Annotated in this window: 24 protein-coding genes and 1 riboswitch; of the genes, 15 read left to right on the forward strand and 9 right to left on the reverse strand. The window is 73.4% G+C overall.

Annotated features, from left to right (window positions below):
- Positions 1-92: 92 nt before the first annotated feature.
- The 12 genes from clsA (at position 93) to H9L09_RS20035 (ending at position 10575) form a co-directional block, all read left to right on the forward strand.
- Positions 93-707 carry a cardiolipin synthase ClsA gene (gene clsA / locus H9L09_RS19980; protein ID WP_246456126.1) on the forward strand — a complete coding sequence of 205 codons (615 nt, stop codon included), beginning with the start codon at positions 93-95 and terminating at the stop codon, positions 705-707.
- Positions 697-1620 carry a DUF881 domain-containing protein gene (locus H9L09_RS19985; protein WP_187578532.1) on the forward strand — a complete coding sequence of 308 codons (924 nt, stop codon included), beginning with the start codon at positions 697-699 and terminating at the stop codon, positions 1618-1620. The genes clsA and H9L09_RS19985 overlap by 11 nt, the downstream gene beginning before the upstream one ends.
- The gene (locus tag H9L09_RS19990) at positions 1617-1949 is read left to right on the forward strand and encodes a small basic family protein (protein ID WP_187578533.1); all 333 of its coding nucleotides are present in this window, start codon (positions 1617-1619) and stop codon (positions 1947-1949) included. Before H9L09_RS19985 ends, H9L09_RS19990 begins: the two co-directional genes overlap by 4 nt.
- A gap of 6 nt (positions 1950-1955) precedes the next feature.
- Positions 1956-2636 (forward strand): DUF881 domain-containing protein, encoded by a 681-nt coding sequence (locus tag H9L09_RS19995; RefSeq protein WP_187578534.1) that lies wholly within the window; start codon positions 1956-1958, stop codon positions 2634-2636.
- A complete protein-coding gene (locus H9L09_RS22710) occupies positions 2555-2773 on the forward strand; it encodes a DUF881 domain-containing protein (RefSeq protein WP_187578535.1) in 219 nt (72 codons plus the stop codon). The genes H9L09_RS19995 and H9L09_RS22710 overlap by 82 nt, the downstream gene beginning before the upstream one ends.
- A gap of 79 nt (positions 2774-2852) precedes the next feature.
- Entirely contained in the window at positions 2853-3233 is a 381-nt protein-coding gene (gene gcvH / locus H9L09_RS20005) for a glycine cleavage system protein GcvH (protein ID WP_187578536.1), read from the forward strand.
- A gap of 141 nt (positions 3234-3374) precedes the next feature.
- On the forward strand, positions 3375-3917 hold the full coding sequence (locus H9L09_RS20010) for a zinc-ribbon and FHA domain-containing protein (RefSeq protein ID WP_187578537.1): 543 nt from the start codon (positions 3375-3377) through the stop codon (positions 3915-3917).
- Positions 3914-4651, forward strand: a complete 738-nt coding sequence (gene ftsR / locus H9L09_RS20015; protein WP_187578538.1) for a transcriptional regulator FtsR — start codon at positions 3914-3916, stop codon at positions 4649-4651. Before H9L09_RS20010 ends, ftsR begins: the two co-directional genes overlap by 4 nt.
- Before the next feature lie 40 nt (positions 4652-4691).
- Positions 4692-5159: a bifunctional nuclease family protein gene (locus tag H9L09_RS20020; protein WP_187578539.1), complete on the forward strand. Its 468-nt coding sequence runs from the start codon at positions 4692-4694 to the stop codon at positions 5157-5159.
- A 249-nt stretch (positions 5160-5408) separates the two neighbouring features.
- Positions 5409-5990: a MerR family transcriptional regulator gene (locus tag H9L09_RS20025; RefSeq protein ID WP_187581021.1), complete on the forward strand. Its 582-nt coding sequence runs from the start codon at positions 5409-5411 to the stop codon at positions 5988-5990.
- 144 nt (positions 5991-6134) lie between these two features.
- Positions 6135-6254, forward strand: a riboswitch (glycine riboswitch).
- 92 nt (positions 6255-6346) lie between these two features.
- Positions 6347-9229, forward strand: coding sequence for an aminomethyl-transferring glycine dehydrogenase (gene gcvP, locus H9L09_RS20030; protein WP_187578540.1), 2883 nt, complete (start codon positions 6347-6349; stop codon positions 9227-9229).
- Positions 9226-10575 (forward strand): serine hydrolase domain-containing protein, encoded by a 1350-nt coding sequence (locus H9L09_RS20035; RefSeq protein ID WP_187578541.1) that lies wholly within the window; start codon positions 9226-9228, stop codon positions 10573-10575. The genes gcvP and H9L09_RS20035 overlap by 4 nt, the downstream gene beginning before the upstream one ends.
- Positions 10576-10665: 90 nt before the next feature.
- On the opposite strand, the gene H9L09_RS20040 is transcribed toward H9L09_RS20035, so the two are convergent.
- The 6 genes from H9L09_RS20040 to H9L09_RS20065 all read right to left on the reverse strand — a co-directional run bounded on the left by H9L09_RS20040 (position 10666) and on the right by H9L09_RS20065 (position 19625).
- Complete coding sequence (locus H9L09_RS20040) at positions 10666-12054, reverse strand: metallopeptidase TldD-related protein (RefSeq protein WP_187578542.1); 1389 nt, start codon at positions 12052-12054, stop codon at positions 10666-10668.
- The gene (locus tag H9L09_RS20045) at positions 12054-13580 is read right to left on the reverse strand and encodes a TldD/PmbA family protein (protein ID WP_187578543.1); all 1527 of its coding nucleotides are present in this window, start codon (positions 13578-13580) and stop codon (positions 12054-12056) included. The genes H9L09_RS20040 and H9L09_RS20045 overlap by 1 nt, the downstream gene beginning before the upstream one ends.
- Positions 13581-13693: 113 nt before the next feature.
- Complete coding sequence (locus H9L09_RS20050; RefSeq protein ID WP_187578544.1) at positions 13694-14194, reverse strand: phosphatase domain-containing protein; 501 nt, start codon at positions 14192-14194, stop codon at positions 13694-13696.
- Complete coding sequence (locus H9L09_RS20055; protein WP_187578545.1) at positions 14191-17520, reverse strand: AAA family ATPase; 3330 nt, start codon at positions 17518-17520, stop codon at positions 14191-14193. The genes H9L09_RS20050 and H9L09_RS20055 overlap by 4 nt, the downstream gene beginning before the upstream one ends.
- Entirely contained in the window at positions 17520-18725 is a 1206-nt protein-coding gene (locus tag H9L09_RS20060; protein ID WP_187578546.1) for an exonuclease SbcCD subunit D, read from the reverse strand. The genes H9L09_RS20055 and H9L09_RS20060 overlap by 1 nt, the downstream gene beginning before the upstream one ends.
- 39 nt (positions 18726-18764) lie before the next feature.
- Positions 18765-19625 carry a formate dehydrogenase accessory sulfurtransferase FdhD gene (locus H9L09_RS20065; RefSeq protein ID WP_187578547.1) on the reverse strand — a complete coding sequence of 287 codons (861 nt, stop codon included), beginning with the start codon at positions 19623-19625 and terminating at the stop codon, positions 18765-18767.
- A gap of 112 nt (positions 19626-19737) precedes the next feature.
- Here H9L09_RS20065 and H9L09_RS20070 point away from each other — a divergent pair, with 112 nt between their 5' ends.
- From H9L09_RS20070 to H9L09_RS20080, 3 genes are read left to right on the forward strand one after another with little or no spacing between them, the layout of a single operon-like run.
- A complete protein-coding gene (locus H9L09_RS20070) occupies positions 19738-20448 on the forward strand; it encodes a phosphatase PAP2 family protein (protein ID WP_187578548.1) in 711 nt (236 codons plus the stop codon).
- 19 nt (positions 20449-20467) lie between these two features.
- Positions 20468-21232: a hypothetical protein gene (locus tag H9L09_RS20075; RefSeq protein WP_187578549.1), complete on the forward strand. Its 765-nt coding sequence runs from the start codon at positions 20468-20470 to the stop codon at positions 21230-21232.
- A gap of 34 nt (positions 21233-21266) precedes the next feature.
- Positions 21267-21686 (forward strand): OsmC family protein, encoded by a 420-nt coding sequence (locus tag H9L09_RS20080; RefSeq protein ID WP_187578550.1) that lies wholly within the window; start codon positions 21267-21269, stop codon positions 21684-21686.
- Between the two features lie 57 nt (positions 21687-21743).
- On the opposite strand, the gene H9L09_RS20085 is transcribed toward H9L09_RS20080, so the two are convergent.
- The 3 genes from H9L09_RS20085 to H9L09_RS20095 all read right to left on the reverse strand — a co-directional run bounded on the left by H9L09_RS20085 (position 21744) and on the right by H9L09_RS20095 (position 24536).
- Positions 21744-22814 carry a D-TA family PLP-dependent enzyme gene (locus H9L09_RS20085; protein ID WP_187578551.1) on the reverse strand — a complete coding sequence of 357 codons (1071 nt, stop codon included), beginning with the start codon at positions 22812-22814 and terminating at the stop codon, positions 21744-21746.
- On the reverse strand, positions 22814-23863 hold the full coding sequence (locus H9L09_RS20090) for an aldo/keto reductase (protein ID WP_223164137.1): 1050 nt from the start codon (positions 23861-23863) through the stop codon (positions 22814-22816). The genes H9L09_RS20085 and H9L09_RS20090 overlap by 1 nt, the downstream gene beginning before the upstream one ends.
- A gap of 103 nt (positions 23864-23966) precedes the next feature.
- A complete protein-coding gene (locus H9L09_RS20095) occupies positions 23967-24536 on the reverse strand; it encodes a type 1 glutamine amidotransferase domain-containing protein (RefSeq protein ID WP_187578552.1) in 570 nt (189 codons plus the stop codon).
- Between the last annotated feature and the right edge of the window lie 88 nt (positions 24537-24624).

The raw sequence follows: 24624 nt of genomic DNA on the forward strand, positions 1-24624 counted from the left end.
CCGCAGCGTGCCGTCGCGGCGTCCGGGTCCGTGTGGATCCACGGGCTAAGGTACTCAGCGACGAGACGTTGGGGCACGAGCGAGGGGTGCGGGTGGAGACGCAGGGCGAGGCGGTGTCGCGCGGCCCGCGTGTCTGGACCATCCCGAACGTCATCAGCGTCATCCGGCTCGCCGGGGTGCCGCTGTTCCTGTGGCTGGTCCTGGTCCCGGAGGCTGACGGCTGGGCCCTCACGGTGCTGATGCTGTCGGGGATCAGCGACTTCCTCGACGGCTATCTCGCCCGCAAGCTCAACCAGACCTCACGGTTGGGCGAGATCCTGGACCCGGTGGCCGACCGGCTCTACATCCTCGCGACCGTCGTCGGGCTGGCAGTCCGCGACATCATCCCGTGGTGGCTGGCGCTGCTGCTGCCGGCGCGCGACCTCTTCCTCTGGGGCCTGGTGCCGTTCCTGCGCACCCGCGGCTACAGCGCGCTGCCGGTGCACTTCCTCGGCAAGGCCGCGACCGCCAACCTGCTCTACGCCTTCCCGCTGCTGCTTCTCGGCGACGGCCAGGGCGTGCTCGCGCTGCTCGCCAAGGTGTTCGGGTGGGCGTTCGCGATCTGGGGCACGGGCCTGTACTGGTGGGCCGGCTTCCTCTACGCCTGGCAGGTGCGCAAGCTGCTCGCCGACCATGACCGAAGGGCGCCCGCGTTCGATGCGAACTGAGCAGAAGGCCGACCGGCCCTCAGCCCAGGCGGGACGCGAACGAGCGGCCCGGCAGCTGCCGCCACCGCCGCCCGCGGCCGTCATGGGGCTGCTCAACTACCTGACCGCGACCTCGCTGGACGAGGACTACGCGCACGTGTCGCGCACCCGCGGGGACGGTGGCGGCGCGGCCGACGGCAGCGGTCCGGGCCGACGGCGTCCCCGACGGCCCGGTCGCGCGGCGCTGCTGGTGCTGGCGGCCTTCGGTCTCCTGGTGGCCACGGCCGCCGTACAGACCTCGCGCTCCGCCGACGACTCGCAGTCCAGCCATGACGAGCTGGTGAAGCAGGTGGTGGCCCGCAAGGCGCAGCTCGCGGACCGGCGCGAACGGGTCGACGACCTCACCAACGAGGTCCGCACCCTGGAGACGCAGAACCTCGACGCCTCCGTCGAGGGGCGGGCGGTCCAGGCGCGGCTGACCCAGCTGGGGCTGAACACGGGCGCGGAGGCCGCCCGCGGTCCCGGCGTGCGGATCGAGGCGAACAACGGTCCCGCGGACAACCCGAAGGCCGAGATCCTCGACGTCGACCTGCAGAAGATGGTCAACGGCCTGTGGTTCGCGGGCGCCGAGGCCATCGCCATCAACGGCCAACGGCTCAGCAACCTCAGCGCGATCCGGCTGGCCGGCTCCTCGATCACGGTGAACTACGACAAGCTCGCGGCGCCCTACTCCGTCACGGCGATCGGCGACCCGGACACGCTTGCGTCACGGTTCGTCGAGAGCCCGGGAGGTCAGTGGTGGCTGGACCTGCGCGCCCTCTATGGTGTGACGTTCGACATCGAGACCGTGAGTTCTGGAGAGAAGCAGCTGACCGTGCCACCCGCCCCGCGACTGGACCTGCGCTTCGCCCACACTCCCGAGAAGATCCGATGATCGCTGGTCTGGGTCTCGTCCTCGGGGTGCTGATCGGGCTGGTGCTGCAGCCGACCGTCCCGGATTGGCTGCAGCCCTACCTGCCGATCGCCGTGGTGGCCGCGCTCGACGCCGTCTTCGGTGCGCTGCGTGCCTTCCTGGACGGCATCTTCGACGACAAGGTGTTCGTGGTGTCGTTCGTGAGCAACGTGCTGATCGCGGCGCTGATCGTCTACCTGGGGGACCAGCTCGGCGTCGGCGGCCAGCTCTCGACCGGCGTGATCGTCGTGCTGGGCATCCGGATCTTCTCCAACGTGGCCGCGATCCGCCGCCACCTGTTCCACGCCTGATCCGTGATGAGCAGAGACCGCACCCCGGAGCAGACCGGACCCGCCCCCGAGCCGGACGAGGTTGCCCCGGGGCAGACCGGACCGGCGACCGAGCCTCCTCGCGACGGCCGTCAACGGCTGCTCGCCAGCCTCCGCCGTCCCGGCGGCCGGGGTCAGGTGACCGCGGCGATCCTGCTGGCAGTGCTCGGCTTCGCCGCGGTGGTGCAGGTGCAGTCCAACCAGCAGGACGCGACCTACGTCGGCGCCCGCCAGGACGAGCTGATCGCGCTGATCAACAGCCTCTCGCTGGCCACCCAGCGCGCGGAGAACGAGATCGCCCAGCTCGAGCAGACCCGCAGCTCGCTGCTCAACGACACCGAGGCCAGGCGCACCGCCCTGGAGCGGGCGCGGGAGCGGGCCGACCAGCTCGGGATCCTGGCCGGCACCCTCCCGGCCGTCGGGCCCGGGATCCGCATCACCGTCGAGGACGACAGCGGCGCGGTCGGCGCGAACAACCTGATCAACGGCATCCAGGAGCTGCGCGACTCGGGCGCCGAGGCGATCGAGATCAACGACCAGGTCCGCGTGGTGGCGCAGACCGCGGTCCGCGACCTCGCGGAGGGGGCGTGCTGGTCGACGGCAAGCAGCTGTCGGCCCCCTACGTCATCGAGGCGATCGGCGACCCCGACACCCTGGCCGGAGGGTTGAAGATCCTGAAGGGTTTCGTGTACGAGGTCGAGCGGGTCGGCGGCACCGTCGACATCGAACAGCTCGACACCGTGAACATCACCTCGCTGCACGAGAGTCCCGCGCCTGAGTACGCCGAGCCGGTGCCCAACCAGTAGTCTGCCGGGACCCGGCAGCCGCCGGAGCGGACACCCTGGTCCGCCACGCAGCCACACGAGAAGTTCGAGGAGCGCCGACGTGTATCCCGAGGACCTGAAGTACACCAGCGAGCACGAGTGGGTCCGGGACCCCGGACAGTCCGACGCGTCGGTGCGCATCGGCATCACCGACTACGCCCAGGACGCGCTCGGCGACATCGTCTACGTGTCGTTGCCCGAGGTCGGCACCGACGTCGAGGCAGGCACCTCCGTCGGAGAGCTCGAGTCGACGAAGTCGGTCAGCGACGTCTACGCGCCGGTGTCCGGCACGGTCGTCGCCCGCAACGAGACCCTCGACGGCTCCCCGGAGCTGGTCAACACCGATCCCTACGGCGACGGCTGGCTCTTCGAGGTCACGCCGAGCGATCCCGCCGCGGTGGCGGCGCTGATGGACGCCGACGCCTACCAGCAGACGATCTGAGCGTCCGGCCGGCCGGCGCCGGGGCCACCGGCTGTGGGGGATCAGGGTGGACGAGAGCCTGACCCCTGATAGGTTCGGGGAACCGTCAACCTCGACATGTGGTTGAGAGTTTCTGACCGGCAGCCCTACGGGAGGATCCCCATGCCGTTCTGCACGCAGTGCGGACACCAGAACCCGGACGACGCCCGGTTCTGCTCACAGTGCGGTGCACGCCTCGCCGCTGACCAGGGCACGACCGCGGCCGTGCCGGAGTCACCGAGCGAGAGCACCGCGACGATCACGTTCGGCGGCCCCGCCAAGGAGGCGGAGCACCGCGAGGAGCGAGCGCTCAACGACGCCGACGCCGCCGCCGTAGACGCGCTGCCGACCGGGAGCGCCCTGCTGGTGGTGCAGCGTGGTCCCTCGGCGGGCAGCCGCTTCCTGCTCGACACCGACGTGGTGTCGGCCGGGCGGCACCCCGACAGCGAGATCTTCCTCGACGACGTCACGGTCTCCCGGCGGCACGCCGAGTTCCGGCGCAGCGAGAGCGGCTACACCGTGGCCGACGTCGGCAGCCTCAACGGCACCTACGTCAACCGGGACCGGATCGACGAGGTCGAGCTGCAGGGCGGCGACGAGGTGCAGATCGGCAAGTACCGGCTGGTCTACTTCGCCAGCCACGGGGGAGCGGGCAGCCGGCGGTGAAGAGCACCGCAGCGTCCGCGCGTGCGCGGCTCAGCATCGGTGAGGTGCTCGAGGAGCTGCGGCCGGACTTCCCGGGCCTCAACATCAGCAAGATCCGCTACCTCGAGTCCGAGGGGCTCGTGGAGCCCGAGCGGACCCCGGCCGGCTACCGCAAGTTCTCCCGCCAGGACGTGGAGCGGCTGCGCTACGTGCTCACCGCCCAGCGGGAGCACTACCTGCCGCTGAAGGTGATCCGCGAGCACCTCGACGCGATGGATCGCGGCCTGGAACCGCCGGCGCTGCCCTCCACCGGTCCGCAGGTGCCGCGGGTCGTGCTCGCCGGCGACGGCATGCCGTCCCCGGAGGCGTTCGCCACCGGCGGTCCGGAGCTGCGGCTGTCCCGTCGCGAGCTCCTCGAGACCGCGGAGATCGGCGAGGAGCTGCTCGACCAGCTGCTGGCCTTCGGCATGGTCCGGATGCGCGCCGGGTCCAAGCACTTCGACGGCGACGCCGCGGTGGTGGCGCGCACCGCGGGCGAGCTCGCGGCGTACGGCCTCGAACCGCGCCACCTGCGCGCCTTCAAGACCGCCGCGGATCGCGAGGTCGGTCTGCTCGAGCAGGTGGTCGCGCCGATGCGCGGCCAGCGCGACGCCGGAGCGCAGGCACGGGCCGAGGACGCCGTCCGCCAGATCGCGGCACTGTCGGTGAAGCTGCATGCCTCGTTGGTGAAAGCTGGTCTGGGCACCGGTCGCTGACGCGTGCCGTCGCGCTTCCCAGCGGGAGTAGGGTTGTTCTGTGCGCGAAGTCGATGTGATCGGTGTCCGGGTGGAGATGCCCTCCAACCAGCCCATCGTCCTGCTCCGGGAGGTGGGAGGTGACCGGTACCTCCCGATCTGGATCGGGGCCGTGGAGGCGACGGCGATCGCCTTCGCGCAGCAGGGCGTGGTGCCGCCGCGACCGCTGACGCACGACCTGATGAAGGACATGATCGCCGCGACCGGCAACGACCTGTCCGAGGTCCGGATCACCGAGATGAAGGACGGCGTCTTCTACGCCGTCCTGGTCTTCGGCTCCGGGGTGGAGGTGAGCGCCCGGCCGTCGGACGCCATCGCCCTGGCGCTGCGCACCGGGAGCCGGATCGTCTGCGCCGACGACGTCCTCGACGAGGCCGGTCTCGAGGTGCCCGACGAGCAGGAGGACGAGGTGGAGAAGTTCCGCGAGTTCCTCGACCACGTCACCCCCGAGGACTTCGAGTCGCACTGATCCACAGGCGCCCGGTGGCCCTCGATAGCCTCACCCTCAAGGTGAGGTTGAGGGTTGCGACACGCTGAACGACTCGGCCACCGGTCGTTGACCGGGTCCCGGCAGGGCCCTAACGTGAGGGATGTCTTCGCTGTAACTCCACCGCTGTGCTCCGTTCCGAGCGCGTCGGCTTCCCCCGGAGAGACAGGCTGAGCGAAGCCGACCATGGAGGTCAACGTGACGGGCAACGGTGACAAGTCACCCCAGAAGATGGACGCGGCCGCCGCCGTCCAGGCCGAGCAGGCCGCCCAGGCCGCCGGTGAGCAGGGCCTCCTGTTCGACGACGACGTCTCGCCGCTGCCGAGCGACGCCGGCTACCGCGGTCCCACCGCGTGCAACGCCGCCGGGATCACCTACCGCCAGCTCGACTACTGGGCGCGCACCGGCCTGGTGGAGCCGACCGTCCGCGGGGCGACCGGTTCGGGCACCCAGCGTCTCTACTCCTTCCGCGACATCCTGCTGCTCAAGGTGATCAAGCGCCTCCTGGACGCCGGCATCTCGCTGCAGCAGATCCGCACCGCGGTGCAGCACCTGCGCGCCCGCGGCACCGACGACCTCACCCGCGTGACGCTGATGAGCGACGGCGCCTCGGTCTACGAGTGCACCAGCAACGACGAGGTCATCGACCTGCTGCAGGGCGGTCAGGGCGTCTTCGGCATCGCGATCGGCGGTGTCTGGCGCGAGATCGAGGGCTCGCTCGCCGAGCTCCCCAGCGAGCGCACCACCCCGGAGAGCACGGATCACAGCGCCGACGAGCTCGCCGCCCGTCGGCGGGCCCGCGCCACCGGCTGAGCCGGTCCTCCCGCTCGACCTCCGCCGTCGCCGGTGCCCCTCGTGGGTGCCGGCGACTCGCCTGTCCGGGAGCGACCGACCCGCGGCCGACCCGCGGTCGGGCAGCGGTCGGCGTCGGTTCCTGGTGTACCGTGGAACCGCTGCTGACACCGCGCGGGAGAGTCTCCGCCGGGCGCCGGTCCCCGTGATCGGCGCACCGTCGCGGAGCGCCGAAGGGGCAATTCCTCCCCGGAACCTCTCAGGCGCCCGGACCGGGCGGAACAGGCAACTCTGGAGGTTCGACCGCGGCTGCTCGCGGCTGTCCCGACAGAGGGGGAGGCGACCTGACCGGCACGTCCCACAGCCCAGGAGCCTCGGTGTCCGACCACCCCACCCTTTCCCAGCTCGACGCCGCGGCGCCGTTCCGCCGTCGCCACGTCGGCCCCGACGCGGACGCCCAGGCCACGATGCTCGCCGCGCTTGGGATGAGCTCGCTGCAGGAGCTGATGGAGGCCGCGGTGCCCGGTGGCATCCGGCTCTCGGCCCAGCTCGACCTGCCGCCCGCAGCCTCCGAGCAGCAGGCGGCCCGCGAGCTGCGCGCGGCCGCGGCGGAGAACCACCCGCGCGAGCCGATGATCGGGCTCGGCTACCACGGCACCCTCACCCCGGCCGTCGTCCGGCGCAACGTGCTAGAGGACCCGGCCTGGTACACCGCCTACACCCCCTACCAGCCCGAGATCTCCCAGGGCCGCCTGGAGGCGCTGCTGAACTTCCAGACGATGGTGGGCGACCTCACCGGCCTGCCCACCGCCAACGCCTCGCTGCTCGACGAGGGCACCGCGGCGGCCGAGGCGATGACGCTGGTACGCCGCGCCCAGCGCTCCGCGTCCGGCCCGTTCCTGGTCGACGCCAACGCCCTGCCGCAGACGATCGCCGTGGTGCAGACCCGTGCCGAGGCGATGGGCATCGAGGTCGTCGTGGCCGACCTGGCCGCCGGGCTGCCCGAGGGCCCGCTGTCCGGCCTGCTGGTGCAGTACCCCGGCGCCGACGGCCGCGTGCTGGACCCTCGGCCGCTGGTCGAGGCCGCCCATGAGCGGGGCGCGCTCGCCGTCGTCGCCGCGGACCTGCTCGCGCTGACCCTGCTGGAGTCACCCGGCGCGCTCGGCGCCGACGTGGTGGTGGGCTCCACGCAGCGCTTCGGCGTGCCGCTGTTCTACGGCGGCCCGCACGCCGGCTACATGGCGGTGCGCAGCGGGCTCGAGCGGCACCTCCCGGGACGGCTCGTCGGGGTGAGCGTCGACGCGGCCGGCCGGCCGGCGTACCGGCTCGCGCTGCAGACCCGGGAGCAGCACATCCGTCGCGACAAGGCGACCTCGAACATCTGCACCGCGCAGGTGCTGCTGGCCGTGGTCGCGTCGATGTACGCCGTCTACCACGGCCCCGACGGGCTCCGGTCGATCGCGCAGCGGACGCACCGCTACGCCGCGGTGCTGGCCGCCGGGCTGCGGGAGGCCGGCCTCGACGTCCTCGAGGGTGCCTTCTTCGACACCGTGACGGTGCGGGTCCCCGGCCGGGCCGACGCGGTGCTGGCTGCGGCTCGCGACGCCGGCGTGCACCTGCGCCGGGTCGACGCCGACACCGTCGGGGTCTCGACCTCGGAGACCACCGGCCGTGAGCACCTCGAGGCGGTGCTCGACGCGTTCGGCGCCGGCGAGGTGGACCTCGACGACGTCGACGCACGGGCCGGCGACGAGCTCCCGTCCGAGCTGCTCCGCGAGACGCCGTACCTCACCCACGAGGTCTTCCACGCGCACCGCTCGGAGACCGCGATGCTGCGCTACCTGCGGCGGCTCTCGGCGCGCGACTACGCCCTGGACCGCGGCATGATCCCGCTCGGCTCGTGCACGATGAAGCTCAACGCGACGACCGAGATGGAGCCGGTGAGCCTGCCGGGCTTCGCCGACCTGCACCCGTTCGCCCCGGCCGAGGACGCCGCCGGCTACCGCCGGATGATCGACCAGCTCGAGGGCTGGCTGGCCGAGGTCACCGGCTACGACCGGGTCTCGATCCAGCCGAACGCCGGCTCCCAGGGCGAGCTGGCCGGGCTGCTGGCGATCCGCGGCTACCACCGCTCCCGCGGCGACGAGGCCCGCGACGTCTGCCTGATCCCGTCCTCGGCGCACGGCACCAACGCCGCGTCCGCGGTGATGGCCGGGATGCGCGTCGTCGTGGTGAAGGCCGCCGCCGACGGCGCCGTGGACCTCGAGGACCTCCAGGCGCAGTGCGAGAAGCACCGCGAGGACCTGGCCGCGATCATGGTCACCTACCCCTCCACGCACGGTGCCTACGAGGACGGCATCACCGAGCTGTGCCGGATCGTGCACGAGCACGGCGGCCAGGTGTACGTCGACGGGGCGAACCTGAACGCGCTGCTCGGCCATGCCAAGCCCGGCGAGTTCGGCGGCGACGTCTCGCACCTCAACCTGCACAAGACGTTCTGCATCCCGCACGGCGGCGGCGGCCCCGGCGTCGGCCCGGTCGCGGTCCGCGAGCACCTCGCGCCGTTCCTGCCCAGCCACCCGATGCACCCCGAGCCCGGGCGCCGCGAGGGCATCGGCCCGATCAGCGCGGCGCCGTACGGCTCGGCCGGGATCCTGCCGATCTCCTGGGCCTACGTGCGGATGATGGGGCCCGACGGGCTCACCGAGGCCACCGCGGTGGCGGTGCTGGCGGCCAACTACGTCGCCAAGCGGCTCGGCGAGCACTTCCCGGTGCTCTACCAGGGGCACGGCGGCCTGGTCGCGCACGAAGCCATCCTCGACCTGCGCGAGCTCACCCGCAGCACCGGCGTGAGCGTCGACGACGTCGCCAAGCGGCTGGTCGACTACGGCTTCCACGCGCCGACGATGAGCTTCCCGGTCGCCGGCACCCTGATGGTCGAGCCGACCGAGTCCGAGGACCTCGCCGAGCTCGACCGGTTCTGCGAGGCGATGATCGCGATCCGCGCCGAGATCAACAAGGTGGCCGCGGGGGAGTGGACCCCGGAGTCGTCACCGCTGCGCGGGGCGCCGCACACCGCCCGGGCGCTCACCGGCGACTGGGACCGGGCCTATCCGCGCGAGCTCGCGGTCTTCCCGACCGGCTACGACCCGGACAAGTACTGGCCGCCGGTCGGCCGGATCGACCAGGCCTACGGCGACCGCAACCTGGTGTGCGCCTGCCCCTCGCCCGAGGCGTTCGCCGAGGAGCCGCTGGGATGAGCGTGGCGCAGTCCACCGCCCGGCGTCTGCAGGCGCTCGTCGCGACCGACCAGGTCCAGGGCCGGCTGCCGTCGCTGGTGGCCGGTGTGGTCCGCGACGGCGCGCTGGTGTGGACCGGAGCGCACGGCGCGGTCACCGGGACCGACGCGACGCCCGGCCCGGACGTGCAGTTCCGGATCGGCTCGATCACCAAGACGCTGGTCGCGGTCGTCGTGCTGCAGCTGCGCGAGCAGGGTCGGCTCGACCTGAACGACCCGCTGGAGAAGCACCTGCCCGGCGTGGCCTATGGCGACCGGACGATCCGGTCCCTGCTGTCGCACTCCTCCGGGATGCACTCCGAGCCGGCGGGGGACTGGTGGGAGCGCAGCCCGGGCGTCTCGTTCGACCAGCTCGCGGAGCGGCTCGCCGACGTGCCGGCCGCCTTCCCCTCCGGCGCGACCTTCCACTACACGAACATCGCCTTCGGCCTGCTCGGCGAGGTCGTGGCCCGGCTGACCGGCGGCACCTGGTTCGACGCGGTCCGCGAGCGGGTCCTGGAGCCGCTGGACATGCGGCGGACGACGTACCTCCCCGCAGGGCCCGCGGCCCGGGGGTTCAGCGTTCACCACCTCGCGGGCACCCTCACCGAGGAGCCCGCCCACGACGCGGGTGCGATGGCGCCGGCCGGTCAGGTCTGGAGCACGATCGAGGACCTGGCCCGGTACGCAGCGTTCCTGGCGGCGGCGGAGTCCCCGGTGCTCCCGTCCTCGGCGATGCGGGAGATGACCACACCGCAGTCGGGCACGCAGGCCGGCGGGATGAGCGGCGGCTACGGCCTCGGCTTCCGGCTGGCCGCCGGAGGGTCGGGGACGCTGGTCGGGCACACCGGCTCGATGCCCGGCTTCCTCGCCGGACTGTTCGCGGACCGGCCCCGCCGTACCGGTGCGGTGCTGCTCGCCAACGGCACCTCCGGGCTGCGGTGCGAAGGCCTCGCGGTCGACCTCCTGACCACGCTGGAGAGCTGCGAGCCGACGATCCCGCCGGCCTGGACCCCGACGACCGGGCTGCCCGCTTCGGTGTCGGAGGTGCTCGGCGTGTGGCACTGGGGCAACACCGCCTACGAGGCGTCCTGGCGGGGCGAGGAGCTGGTGTTCCGGATGCTCGGCAACGGCGTCGACGCGCACGCGTTCGCGCTGACCGCCGACGGGACGTTCGTCGGCTCGCGCGGCTACCACCACGGGGAGCGGCTGCAGGTGGTGCGGGCGGACGACGGTCGGGTCAGCCACCTGGTCTGTGCGACCTTCGTCTACACCCGCACGCCGTACGACCCGGAGGTCCCGATCCCCGGGGGCCATCCCGCCCTCTGATTACCACGGGATGTCGGTGTTCTGATGCTTCCCATGGGCTGCGGCCCATGGGAAGCATCAAACTTCCGACATCCCGTGGTAATCGTGGGGCTACTGGGCCTGGGAGACCGTGGACATGTTGAAGTCCGGCGCCCGGAGCGCCGGCGTCGCCGTGCGCGGGAAGTAGTCGCCCCACTCGCGGGAGAAGCTCGGCCCGGTGGCGGAGGCCTCCGAGAACCGGTCGAGCAGCGCGACCGGGCTCTCGTTGAAGCGGAAGTTGTTCACCGCGCCGGTCACCTCGCCGTCCTGGACCCGGTAGACACCGTCGCGGGTGAGCCCGGTCAGGAGCAGCGTCTGCGGGTCCACCTCGCGGATGTACCACAGGCAGGTGAGCAGCAGCCCGTCCTGCATGCCGGCGACCAGGTCGTCGGTGCTGCCGGTGCCGCCGTCGACCGAGACCACCAGGTTGTCGACGTACGGCGTGACCGGCTGGCCGGTGAGCCCCGCCGAGTGCCGGGTCTGCAGCAGCGCGGTGAGCTCGCCGTCCCGGACCCAGTCGGTCCTGGCGAGCGGCAGGCCGTTGTCGAAGACGCTCTCCAGGTTGCTGCTCTGCGTGGCGGTGACGAACGGCGCCGCCCCGAGGCCGGGGTAGGCGGGGTCGGAGAACATCTGCACGGGACGCCGCGAGAGGCGCTCCCCGATCCGGGTGCCGCCGCCACGTGCGGAGAAGACCGTCTGCCCGTCGTGCGCCTCGCGGGCGCCGGCGGTCCAGTAGGCGTAGATCATCAGGTCCGAGACCGCCGTCGGCGGCAGGATCGTGTCGTAGCGGCCGGCCGGCAGGTCGATCCGGCGCTGCGCCCAGCCGAGCCGGCGCACCAGCTCGGCCTCCATCGCGTGGGCGTCGACGTCACGGAAGTCGCGGGTGGAGCCGCCGACCCAGGCGCTGGTGCTGAGGTCGGTCGGCTTGGCGGTGCACCCGTAGTGGCCGCTGGGCTGGACGTGTCGCAGCCGCAGTCCGGTGCTCGAGCCGAGGTACGTCGTGGTCATCTCGTGGTCCACGAACCCGTAGAGGATCCGGCTCTGGGCCGTGGCCCGTCCGAACGACTCCCCGAGGGCCGGGGCGAAGTCGGCGTACACGTCGATCGAGGTCTCCTCGGGCCGCTCCGCCCAGTCGGCGGTCGCGTCGCCGGTGACGAGCTCGGCGGCGTCCTCGGCCGGCTCGGAGGCGGCTGCAGCCGCGTCGGCCGCCTCGACGAGTCGGCCCACCTGATCCAGCGAGGCGGCGGTCGCAGAGACCGAGCCGGTCGAGGTGCCCTCCGCACCGTGGTGGAAGGCGACCACGGTGACCGTGACGTCCTGCATCACCCCGTTGGTGGTCAGCGTGTTGTTCGCCCAGCGCAGGTTGGCCCGCGTCGAGCTGCGGACCAGGACGGTGCAGGCCTGGGACCGGGAGGCCTTCAGCGCGTGCTCGACGAGCTCCTGGGGCGTCGGTGCGGTCATCATGCTCCCTCGGTGCGGGTGTTGAGGACGTTCACGTCGCGGAACAGTGCGGTGGGGCATCCGTGCGAGACCGAGGCGACCTGCCCGGGCTGCGCCTTGCCGCAGTTGAACGCGCCGCCGAGCACCCAGGTGTCCGGGCCGCCGACGGCCTCCATCGAGTTCCAGAACTCGGTGGTCGTGGCCTGGTAGGCCACGTCGCGCAGCTGGCCGGTGAGCACGCCGTTCTCGATTCGGTAGAACCGCTGACCGGTGAACTGGAAGTTGTAGCGCTGCATGTCGATGCTCCAGGAGCGGTCCCCGACGACGTAGATCCCGCGCTCCACCCGGGAGAGCAGCTCCTCGGTGCTCGGACCACCGTCGGGGGCCGGCTGCAGCGACACGTTGGCCATCCGCTGGATGGGGATGTGCCCGGGGGAGTCGGCGTACGCGCAACCGTTGGACCGGCCGCCGTTCAGCGCGGCGCCGTGCTCGTGGGCCATCGACCGGTCGAGCTGGTAGCCGACGAGCACCCCGTCGCGGACGATGTCCCAGCTCTGGGTCTGCACGCCCTCGTCGTCGTAGCCGACGGTGGCCAGGCCGTGCTCGACGGTGCGGTCCCCGGTCACGTGCATGACCGGTGAGCCGTACTGCAGGCTGCCGAGCTTGTCGAGCGTCGCGAAGGACGTGCCGGCGTAGTTGGCCTCGTAGCCGAGCGCCCGGTCCAGCTCGGTGGCGTGGCCGATCGACTCGTGGATCGTCAGCCACAGGTTGGAGGGGTGGATCACCAGGTCGTAGCGGCCGGGCTCCACCGACGGCGCCGCGAGCTTCTCGGCGAGCAGCCGGGGAAGTGCCTCGAGCTCGGCCTCCCAGTCGTAGCCGGTGCCGAGGAGGTACTCCCACCCGCGGCCCGCCGGGGGAGCGATGCTGCGCATCGAGTCGAAGGCGCCGGTCTCCGGGTCGGTGCCGAACACCTCGAGCTGGGGGTGCAGCCGGACCCGTTGCTGGGTGGTCGTGGTGCCGGTGAGGTCGGTGTAGAACTTGTTCTCGACGACCTGCTTCAGGGACCCGCTGGAGTGGGCGACCCCGGGGGCGTCGAAGAGCCGGCGCGACCAGGACGCCAGCAGCTCCACCTTCTCCTCCAGCGGGACGGTGAGCGGGTCGATCTCGTAGGAGCTCACCCAGGTGACGTCGTGGTGGACCGGCTCCGGGGCGAGCACCACCGGGGTGGTGGTCATCGCGGCGGCGACCTGCGCGGTGCGCACCGCGGTCTCGGTGATCCGGACGGCGGACTCCGGACCCATCGCGACCCCGGAGGCGAAGCCCCAGGCGCCGTCGTGGATGACGCGTACGGCGAAGCCGATGTCCTCGGTGTCCGAGGCGCCCTGCAGCCGGCCGTCGCGGACGCTGATGTCCTGGGACCGGATCCGCTCGAACCGGAAGTCGGCGTGGCTGACGTGGAAGTCCTGCGCACGGGCCAGCGCGGCCTCGGCCATCCGCCGGTAGGGCAGCGCCGTGAAGGTGCGGTCGATCGGGTGCGGCGACGTCATGGGGGGGGAATCTATGCGTTCTCGCACGGCGGCCGAGGATCTGGGCCGGGGTGTCGCGGACTCGTCCCGGCTCGGGTCGGAGGACCGGGACGGCCGCTGCTCGAGGGCCGGGCTCAGGTCTGGCCGTCCACCTCCTGGGCCTCGTGCAGGACCGGCTGTTCGCCCATCCAGGTGGCGGGCAGGACGTCGAACCCGGCAGCACGGAGGGCGTCGAGCACCGCGGCGTCGTCGTCGACGACGACGGCCACCGGCTTGCTCCGGGCCAGCACGCGCAGGCGCTCGACCTTGAACAGCCGGCTCGGGCGACGGTCGGTCGCGGGCCGCAGGTGCACCGGTCCGGGAGGTAGCGAATGCGCGGCGAGCCACCGCTCGGTGTCGCGGCGACAGCCCTCGGGTCGACCGGAGAGGTACACGACGTCGTGCACGGCCGCGAGAGCCTCGACCACCCGCCGCCCCTCGGCCAGCACGGGATCGGCCGGGGCTGCGCCGAAGAAGCCGGCCCAGTCCTTCGGTCGTGCGGACAGGTGGTGCAGCCGGTGCCGCACGTCGGCGAGCACCCCGTCGAGGTCGATCACCGCCAGCATCCGCGCCGGTGGCGGCTGCTCGCGGGTCATCCGACCAGCAGCTGCGCGCGGATCGAGGATCCGTGCGGGGTCTTGAGCACGTGCAGCTGGTTGGGGATCCGGCTCCGCAGCTCGCCCACGTGACTGACCACGCCGACGGACCGGCCGCCCGAGCGCAGGTTGTCGAGGCGGTCCATCACGTCGTCGAGGGTCTCGGGGTCGAGCGTGCCGAATCCCTCGTCGACGAAGAGCGTCTCGATCTCGGTGCCGCCGGCCTCCTGGGTCACCACGTCGGCCAGCCCGAGCGCGAGCGCGAGCGAGACGACGAACGTCTCGCCGCCGGACAGGGTGACCGGGTCGCGCACGTCTCCGGTCCACTGGTCCACGACCTCGAGGCCGAGCCCGGCCTGGCTGGACCGGCGGGCGGCGCGAGCGGTGCGCTGCAGCAGGTAGCGCTGGTCGCGCATGTGCGCCAGCCTCTCGTTGGCGGCGTCGAGCACCTGGTCGAGCCGTCGGGCCAGGACGTAGGCCGAGAGCCGCATCTGGAGCTGGTTGTCGCTGCCCATGCCGCGGACCAGGCGGGCCATGGCGTCGGCGCGCACGAAGCTCTCGCGCATCGGCGCCCAGTCCTCCAGGGTCGCGGCGAGCCGGGTGGCGTGGCCGGTCAGCGCCTGCGACGCCTCCTCGAGCTGGTGGAAGCGCCGGGCCACCTCCTCGGCGGCCGTCGCGGCGGCCTCCACCTGGGTCTCGGCGGCTCGGACCGCCTCCGGGCCGGCGTGCTCCAGGCCTGCCACGTCGGGGTCCTCGAGGACCGCCTGCACCCGCGCGGTCGCCTCCGACCGGGCCGTCAGCACAGCGGTGAGCCGCTCGCGGTCGTCGTCGTCGAGACGTGCGGCGCGCACCGCCTCGAGGTCTGCGAAGTGTCCCGCCGCGGCTGCTCGCGCGGCCTGGGCGAGTAGGTCGTCGCGCCGGTCCCGGGCCTGCCGGACGCGCTCGACCAGCTCGAGCTGGCCACGCCAGACCTGCAGGGACCGCTCGAGCACGCCGATCACCTCGGCGACGCCCTCGGGCTCGACGTCGTCGCCCAGGAGCGTCCGCAGCTCGTGCCGGGCCTCGGCAACGGACTCGCGCAGCGACTCGACCGAGTGCTCCGTGGTCGCGATGCTCACGGTGACGCCCTGCACCCGCGTGGACGCCTCGACCTGCTGCTGCTCCAGAGCGGTCACCTCGGCGGCCACCGCCGTGAGCTGGGAACGAGCCGCGGCGCAGTCGGCCTGCTCGGCGCGGAGTGCGACCAGCTCGGCAGTGACCGTCGCCGCGTCGCGGCCCTCGCCCACCGCGAGGAGCTGCTGCAGGTCACGCTCGGCCTCCGCCGCGGCCGCGGCCGCGGCGACGTGCCGCTGCTGCGCGGCGTCGAAGGCGGCCGCGGCGTCGTCCTGCTCGCGCTGCGACACCTGGCCTCCGCCCGGCGCCGCGGGCGCCGGGTGCGCCGGGCTGCCGCAGACCTGGCACGGCTCGCCGTCGACGAGCACGCCGGCGAGCTCGGCCGCCATGCCGTCCAGCCGGAGCTGGGTGATCCGTTGGACGGTGTCGCGGCGGTCGGCGGCGGCGTCCCGGGCGTCGCGGGCCAGGTCGACGAGCCCGCTCACCCGCGCCCGCGCCGCCGGCAGCCCCGCGACGGCCGCTGACCGGGTCTCGGCCGCTGCGAGCTGAAGCTCCACGGCCTCCGCGCGCCCGGCGACCGAGGCCAGTCGGGCGAGGTGCTCGCGCTGCCGGGCCAGCAGCTCGGGAAGACGACCGAGCTGCTCCTGGAGCAGCGCGATCTCGGACCGGCTGGCGCTGAGGCGCCGCTCCAGCTGCTCGATCCGGGCCGTGTCGGCGACGATGCCTGCCGCCCGCGGGAGCACCGCGCGCAGCTGGGGGACGAGGTCGCGCGTCACGTCGACGCGGCGCCGCAGCGGGGCCTGGGGATCAGGCTCCGGGCTCGGCTCGACGCGCTGAGGGGCCGTCGCGGCAACCGGGTCGGTGTGGGTGTCGCCGTGATCGGACGCGGGGCCGACCGTCGTGCGCGGGGTGACCTCGTCGAGCTCGAACAGCCCGACGTCGACGAGGTCGTCGTCCCGTGCTCCACCGTCTGCACGGTGGCCTTCATCGGCGCCGACTGCGGAGCCCGAGCCGGCGGGGGAGATGGAGCCGGTGGGGGAGATGGAGCCGGCGAGGGAGCCGGGCACTGGCGTGCTGCCGGTGGGCGTCCTCACGGCCTCGTCGCCGAGGTCCGCGGCACGCAGCCGGGGGAGGTCCGGGAGCGCCGGAAGGGCGGCGGCCCGGGCCGCGGCGGCCTGCTGCTGCTCCTCCAGGAGCGCGACGTCGGCGCTCGCCTGCTCCACCAGACCGAGCAGCGGAGCGCAGTCGGCGGCCCGGCGGTCCGCGCCCAGGGCAGCGGTCGCCTCCTCGGCCGCGTCGCGGGTCTCGTCGAGCTCGCGTCGGCGCGCCAGGGCCTGCCGGCGGCGTTCGTGCAGCCGGTGCCGCAACCGGGCGGCCTCGCACCGGGTCCGGGCTGCGGCGAGCGCGTCGCAGGCGCGCTGGTGCTCGATGCCGGCCGCGGCGGCGGCTTCGTGCGCGGCGTCCCGGACCGAGGTGACCCAGGCCTCGACGGCACCGCTGCCGACCGCGGCGGGAAGGCCGTCGCCGGTCACCGCGTCCGGCAGGGGCTCGCCGGACCGCTCCGCGACCAGGTCGAGGAGCCGGCGGGCGGTCCCCTCGAGATCCTGGGCCTCCTCGCGCAGGCTGCGGCTGCGGTCCTGGATCCAGTCCTCGATGCGCGAGAACCGGTCGGTCTGAAACAGCTGCTGCAGCACGTCGTGCCGGTCCTGGGAGCTGGCCTGGAGGAAGCGTGCGAAGTCTCCCTGGGGCAGCATCGCCACCTGCTGGAACTGTGCGGCCCGCATGCCGACGAGGTCGGAGATCTGCAGCCCGACCTCCGCCGCACGGGAGCTGAGCAACCGTTCCTCGCCGTCGACCACCTCGAGCAGGCTCGCCCGGGCCGGCTCGACCCGGGTGCCGGTGCCGCGTCGCTTCGGACGGGTCCACTCGGGGGAGCGGCGCAGCCGGAACCGGCGCTCGCGGACGCTGAAGTCGAGGAAGACCTCCGGGGCGACGAGGTCGTCGGCATGCTGGGACTTGAGCGTCTTGACCCCCCGCACGCCCGGAACCGTGCCGTAGAGCGCGAAGCAGACCGCGTCGAGGATGCTGGTCTTGCCCGCTCCGGTCGGGCCGGTCAGCAGGAACAGCCCCGCGTCGTTGAGCGCGTCGAAGTCCACCTCCTCGGTGCCCGCGAAGGGTCCGAAGGCGGTCAGCTGGAGCCGGTGCAGCCGCATCAGCCCACCGCCTCCCGGGCGGGCGACCGGCCGGTCGCCGGGTCGAGGTCGTCCTCGGTGATCCGGCAGGAGTCGCACGCCAGCTGCAGCAGCAGGGCCTCCTCGGTGGTGGCCTCGAGGTCGCGGACCTCGGCGACGAAGCCGAGCGCGACGTCGAGGTCGCTGCGGCCGTCGACCCGGGGCAGGACCGGCCCCCGGGACCGGGTGACCCCCTCGGGCTCGAACGCGAGCAGCAGCGTGTGCGGGAACCGGTCGCGCAGCCGCTCCATCGCGTGCATCGGGCGGCGGGCGTCGGTGAGCGTGACCTGGAGCCAGCTGTCCTCGGCGTCGGCGAGCGCCGGGTCGCGGAGCAGGTCCTCCAGCGGGCCGCGCAGGCTGCGCAGCGACCGGGGCACGGGCGCCGGGACGAAGTCGGCGCTCTCGACGCCGTCCTGACCGAGCTCGACCAGCCAGGAGCCCTTGGTGTGGCGTGCCTCCGAGAAGGAGTAGGCGAGCGGCGATCCGCTGTAGCGCACGGTGTCGGTGAGGACGTGCCGGCCGTGCAGGTGGCCCAGCGCCGCGTAGTCGACCCCGGTGAACAGGTCGGTCGGTGCGATCTGGAGACCTCCCACGGAGATGTCGCGCTCGCTGTCGCTGGCCGCCGGGACGGACGCCTCGGCGCTGCCCGCGACGAAGGCGTGCGCCATCACCACCGATCGGGTGCCCGGGCGCCCGGCGAGGTCGGCGTGGACCCGCCGCATGGCCTCGCCCAGGGTCGCCTCGTGGCTGCGCGACTCCAGGCGCCACGCGTCGCGGACGGCATCGGGCTCGAGGTAGGGCAGGCCGTAGACGGCCACCGGGCCGTGGGCGTCCTCGAGCACCACGGGGGAGCCGACGTCCTGCCAACGGGTCCGCAGGTGCACCCCGGCCGCGTCGGCCAGGCGGGAGTTGAACCCCAACCGGATCTGGGAGTCGTGGTTGCCGCTGGTCACCACGGTCGTGGCACGCGACGCCGCGAGCCGGGCGAACGTCTCGTCGGCCAGCCCCACCGCGTCGACCGAGGGGAGCGCCCGGTCGTAGACGTCACCGGAGACCACCACCAGGTCCACCTGCTCGCTCTCCACGGTCGCGAGCAGGTGGTCGACGAAGCCGGCCTGGGCGTCGAGCAGCCCCACCCGGTGGAAGGAGCGCCCCAGGTGCCAGTCGGAGGTGTGGAGGATTCGCACGTCTCAGACGCTAGAGGGCGGCGCCGACAGAACCGGCGGTCACACGCCGATGCGCTCCGGTGCGCTGTAGGTCACGAACCGGTCCGGCCGCAGGAAGCCCACGGTGCACAGCCCCGCCCGCTGCGCCAGGTCCACCGCCAGGCTCGACGGGGCGCCGACGGCCGCCAGCACCCCGACCCCGGCCGCGACGGCCTTCTGGACGATCTCGAAGCCGATCCGGCCGCTGACGGCGAGCACCGGTACGCCGGTCGGGGCGCCCGCCAGCAGCCGGGCCCCGACCACCTTGTCCACCGCGTTGTGGCGGCCGATGTCCTCACGGACGACGAGCGGCTCCCCGTCGGCGGTGAAGAGCCCGGCCGCGTGCAGGCCACCGGTGGTCGCGAACACCCGCTGCGCCTCACGCAGCCGGGCCGGCAGGGCGTGCAGCACCCCGGCCGGCACCACGACCGGAGCCGTCTCGCGGGCGGGCCGGACGTCGGCCAGGCCGAGCACGTCGTCGATGCTCTGCGTCCCGCACACCCCGCACGCGGACGACGCGGCCGAGAGGCCGGCGTACCGCTCGGCGGGCACCGAACGGGGTGCGGACCGCAGGGTGACGGTCACGACGTTGTGCTCCTGCTCGGGCAGCAGGTCCTGGTCCGTGCAGTAGGCCACGGTGTGCAGGTGCCCCTGACCGGTGACCGTGCCCTCGGCGAGCAGGAAGCCGGCGGCGAGCTCGAAGTCGTGCCCGGGAGTGCGCATGGTCACCGCGACGCGGTACGCCGGTCGGCCGGGCCAGCTGCAGCGGATCTCCAGCGGCTCCTCGGTCGCCAGGCGGTCCTCGTGCTGCAGCACCCTGCCGTCGACATGCTCGTGGACGCGCGTCCTGGTGGACGGTCCGGGTCGTCGGGAGAGCGCCACGCCCACAGCCTATATTTGACTGCCTAGGGCGGCGGTCGGCGGCCAGGCGAGCAGGACGGGGAGGGTATCGGTGGGATCGCACGATCCGGCCCCCTCCCGGCACGAGGGGTGGATGACGGAGTCCGCCTCCTCGCTCGCACTTGCCGGCTTCCTCACCCTGGTGTTCGTCGGGTTCACGCTGCTGGCCATCGAGCCGCTGATCGCCTTCGACGCCTACTTCAACCTGCGGCCGCCGCCGCCGTCGTGGGTGCCGGTGCTGCACGTGCTGGACCGGGTGGGCCAGCGGGCGATCTGCCTGCCGGTGCTGGCGGTGGTCACGATCGCGTGCTGCCGGCGCGAGGAGTCGTGGCGTCCCGCCGTGCTCGCGGCCTCCTCGGTCTTCGCGCTCAACCTGGTCGTCGGGCTGCTCAAGATCGGCTTCGGCCGGGCGCAGCCGGCGAGCGCGGACCCGTCGTTCTTCATCGGCGGGATGGCGTACCCCTCCGGCCACACGGCGAACATCGTCCTGGTCTACGGGCTGGCCGCCTACCTGCTGGGCCGCTACTTCCGGCTCGGGCGCGGCGCGCTGGTCGCGCTCTGGACCGGGGTGGCGGGTCTCTCGCTGCTGATGGTCGTGGTCTCGGTGACCCTGAACTGGCACTGGTTCGCGGACCTGATCGCGGGCCTGCTGGTCGGCGGGATCGTCCTCGAGCTGGCGGTGGCGGCCGATGCCGCGATGCCCCGGCAGGCGTTCGACGGCGGGCTCCGGCAGGGCGTGCGCGTGGTGCTGGCCGCGGTACGGCGTCGCCGCACCGGACCGCCCGGCCACGGCGATGTCGCCTGAGCGGGAACCGTCCGGATCGGTGACGCGTCGCACCCACATGCGCCTTCTCGGAGCCCTCACCCTGTCCGTCCTGCTGCTCACCGGCTGCGGGTCCACCCGGGCAGGGGTCCCTTCGACCTCCCCGACCGGCGGCGACGGTGCGGCCTCGCACGGCTGCGGTGCTGCCGGGCTCGCCCGCGCCGCGGACCGGACCGGCACGCTCACGGCTACGAGCGGTGAGGTGGTCGAGGTCGGCATCACGGGGGAGGGGCGGTGCGGTGAGGCGTTGGTCGTCCGCTCGGACGGCGGTGTGGTCGACGCGCTGGCGACGAAGACGCTCGACCTGGACCCCGCGACCGCCCGGGTGGTGCGGCTCGAGGGCACGGCCACCGAGCTGCTCTGGGTGAGCTCCGAGGGCCATCCGCGCGGGGGCTTCCAGCCGCACCTGTTCGAGGTGACCGGCCGGCCCGGGGCCCCCGTCGTCACCGAGCTCACCGCGGACGGCGCGCCGCTGCTGCCGTTCCTGGCCACCGACGGCGGTGCCGCTCCGATGACGGCGGTCTGCGCGGCTGGCGGGCGGGTTGCCCTGCTCACGGCGACGACGAGTGAGCCGCCGGGGGTGGTGCTGGCCTGGGACGTGCTGCGGACGACGTACGACGTCTCGGCCGGCCGGGTCCGGGAGGTCTCTCGCACCCAGGTGCGCGACCATGCGGCCGACCCGGTGCTGCGCACGGAGATGCCGGCCCTGTTCGAGCCGACCCGGCTGTTCGCCGACTGCTCGGCGTCGTGGGGCCGACCGGCCTGAGCACGGCTCGGCCTCCCTGTGCCAGAGTCGTTCCATGGACGACAGCGCCCGCAGGGTCGAGATCGAGCGGTTGGAGAAGGGGCTCTACGAGGCGGTGAACCTGCGCGGGGGCCGGCTGCGGTTCGGCACCGCGGAGGGTGCGGACTTCTCCCCGGTCGAGCTGCTGCTCGCCGCCATCGCCGGCTGCACCGCGATCGACGTCGACTTCATCACCTCCAAGCGGTCCGAGCCGGAGCGGTTCTCGGTCACCATGACCGCCAGCAAGGTCCGCGACAGCCAGGGCAATCGGCTCGAGGACCTGCAGGTCGAGTTCGACCTCGCCTTCCCCGAGGGGGAGGCCGGTACGGCGGCCCGCGAGATCCTGCCGAGCGCGGTGCAGCGGTCCCACGAGCGGCTCTGCACGGTCAGCAGGACCGTCGAGCTCGGCACGCCCGTGGACGTGCGGCTGCGCTGAGCCGCCGGGTCAACGACCCCGGGACGCCCGGCACGAGCTGCCGCGCCGGCTCGGGGCTCACGTGTTCGCCCCGCGCGCAGCGACCGGGAACGACCCGACCAGGACCCCCTCCTCGACGACGTGGAGCTCGTCGGCGAGGTTGACCGCCGAGCAGACGTGGTTGGGCACGACCCGGACCCGGTCACCGGGCCGGGGGAGCGGGCCCGGCCAGTCCACCACGGCGTGGTGCTCCGAGAGCTGCGTGAGCCGGGCGCCGGGGTGGTCCAGCAGCCGGCCGAAGCCGGTGGCCCACCCCGGCCGGTCGGCGCCGAGCACCTTGCTGCCGGAGTCCAGCACCACGCGACCGGCCACGGTGCTGACCACCGTGGCCAGGCAGGTGAGCGCCAGCTGGTCGGGCTCCGCGGTGCCGAGCTCCCACTGCTGGGCGTCGCCGAAGACGTAGACGCCCGGCCGCATCTCGGTCAGCGGCCCGCCCTCGAGGTCGGCGGTGGGCGTGGAGCCGCCGCTGACCACGGTGACCTCGAGGCCGCGGTCGCGGACCGCGGCCGCCGCGGTCGCCAGCGCATCCGCCTCCTGGCCGGCCACCTGTGCCTGCGAGCCGGGCAGGTAGGAGTGTCCGGGGAACGTGAACACGCCGAGCACCGGCAGGCCGAGGTGCGCCACCTGCTCCGCCAGCTCCCCGGCCCGGTCCGGCGTGACGCCGCTGCGGTGCTGCCCGCTGTCCACCTCGACGAGGACCCGCAGCCGCCCGTCGGCCCCGCCCAGCTGGGCGGCCAGGGCCCGGGCACCCTCGACGGTGTCGACGCCGACGCTGACGACAGCGGACTCCAGCACCCCGCGCAGCCGGCGGCCCCGGTCGGCGTCGACCCACAACGGGTAGGCCACGAAGAGGTCCTCGAAGCCGGCGGCCGCGAACACCTCGGCCTCCGACACGGTGGCCACGGTCAGCCCGGTCGCGCCGGCGGCCAGCTGGAGGCGGGCGATGTCGGGGGACTTGTGGGTCTTCGCGTGCGGGCGCAGCGCGATCCCGCGGCGGCGCGCCAGCTCCGCCATCCGCTGCACGTTCCGATCCAGGACGGTGCGGTCGACCAGCAGCGCCGGGGTCGCCGGCTCGCCGGGCAGGTGCATCAGGCGCCGCCGGAGCCGACGCCGAGCCGCTTCCAGTGGTCGACCTCGCCCATGTCCTCGAGCAGCGCGTAGGGGTAGGCCGGCAGGCCGGGGGCCGAGACGGCGGTCAGGGCCGCGGTGTCGGCGGCGTCGAGCACCAGGTCGGCGGCGTCGAGGTTGCTGCGCAGCTGCTCCACGGTGCGCGCGCCCAGCAGCACCGACGCCACCCCGGGGCGGTCCCGCAACCAGGCGAGCGCGACGTGCGCCATCGGCCGGTCGAGCCGGGCGGCCAGTTCGGCGACCACGTCGAGGATCCGCCAGGTCCGGTCGGTGTTGCGGACGTCGTACGCCTCGACCCCGCGACCGGGGTCCTCCCCGAGCCGCGTGGCGCCGGTGGGGCGCTGGTCGCGGGCGTACTTCCCGGCGAGCCAGCCGCCGCCGAGCGGTGACCAGGGCAGCACCCCCAGGCCTTCCTCCAGCGCGCAGGGGAGCACCTCCCACTCCACGGACCGGTCGAGCAGGTTGTACTGCGGCTGCAGCGCCACCGGCACGACGTGTCCTCCGAGCCGCGCGGTGCTCAGCACCTTCTGCAGCTGCCACCCGGTCAGGTTCGACCAGCCGAGGCTGTGGATCTTGCCCTGCCGGACCAGTCCGCTGAGGGTGTCCAGCGTCTCCTCCAGCGGCGTGTGCCGGTCCCAGGCGTGCACGTAGTAGAGGTCCAGGGCCTCGACGCCGAGACGCGTCAGGCTGCCGTCCACGGCCGTGACCAGGGCGCGCCGGGAGGCGCCGTACGACCCGGCGGGCGGGCGGAACCGGCCCTTGGTGGCGATCACGGGGGAGGGCTGGTCGCGGCGGTCGCGCAGCCACCGTCCGACGATCCGCTCGGACTCGCCGTCGGCGTACACGTCGGCGGTGTCCACCAGGGTGCCGCCGCGCTCGACGTAGAGGTCGAGCTGGGCCCGGGCGTCCTGCTCCGTGGTCTCGGCGCCGAAGGTCATCGTGCCGAGACCGAAGGGGGAGACGGCGGAGCCGCCCCGGCCGATGTCGCGCAGGTCATGGGCAGCAGTCATGGGGCACATCCGACACCCTCGGCACCGGGAGATCAAACCGCGATCACGCGACGAGACCCGCGCCCCCGGTCGCCGGGGGCGCGGGCCTCACGTCGTCACATGCTCAGCCGACGTTGGTGGCGGCGCCGTGCTGCAGCGACTCCAGCAGGGCGGAGACGAACGCCGGGAGGTCGTCGGGGTTGCGGCTGGTGATCAGGTTGCCGTCGACGACGACCCGCTCATCGGTCCAGGTGCCACCGGCGTTGCGGATGTCGGTCTGCAGGCTCGGCCACGAGGTGAGCGTGCGGCCCTCGAGGACACCGGCCTCGACCAGCGTCCACGACGCGTGGCAGATCGCGGCGACCGGCTTGCCGGAGGCAACGAAGTCGCGCGCGAAGCCGACCGCCTTCTCGTCCATCCGGAGGGCGTCGGGGTTGGCGACGCCGCCGGGCAGCACGAGCGCGTCGAAGGAGTCCAGGTCGGCCTCGGCGACGGTCTGGTCGACCTTCTGCGTGTCGGCCTTGTCGAGGTGGTTGTAGGTCTGCACCTCGCCGGCCTCCGGGCTCACCAGAACCGGCTCGAAGCCGGCGTCCTTCACGGCGTCCCAGGGCTCGGTGAGCTCGACCCGCTCGATGCCTTCGGCGGCGACCAGGAACGCGACCTTGCGGGGGCTGTCGGACTGGGTGTGGGACACGATGTGATGCCTTCCGTTCGTGGGGTGCGTACGCCGTGCCCGTACCCGCCGCACCGCGAGGTCATGCCCGCCGGGACAGGTCGACCGG

Source organism: Nocardioides mesophilus, assembly GCF_014395785.1.
Taxonomy (GTDB): domain Bacteria; phylum Actinomycetota; class Actinomycetes; order Propionibacteriales; family Nocardioidaceae; genus Nocardioides_B; species Nocardioides_B mesophilus.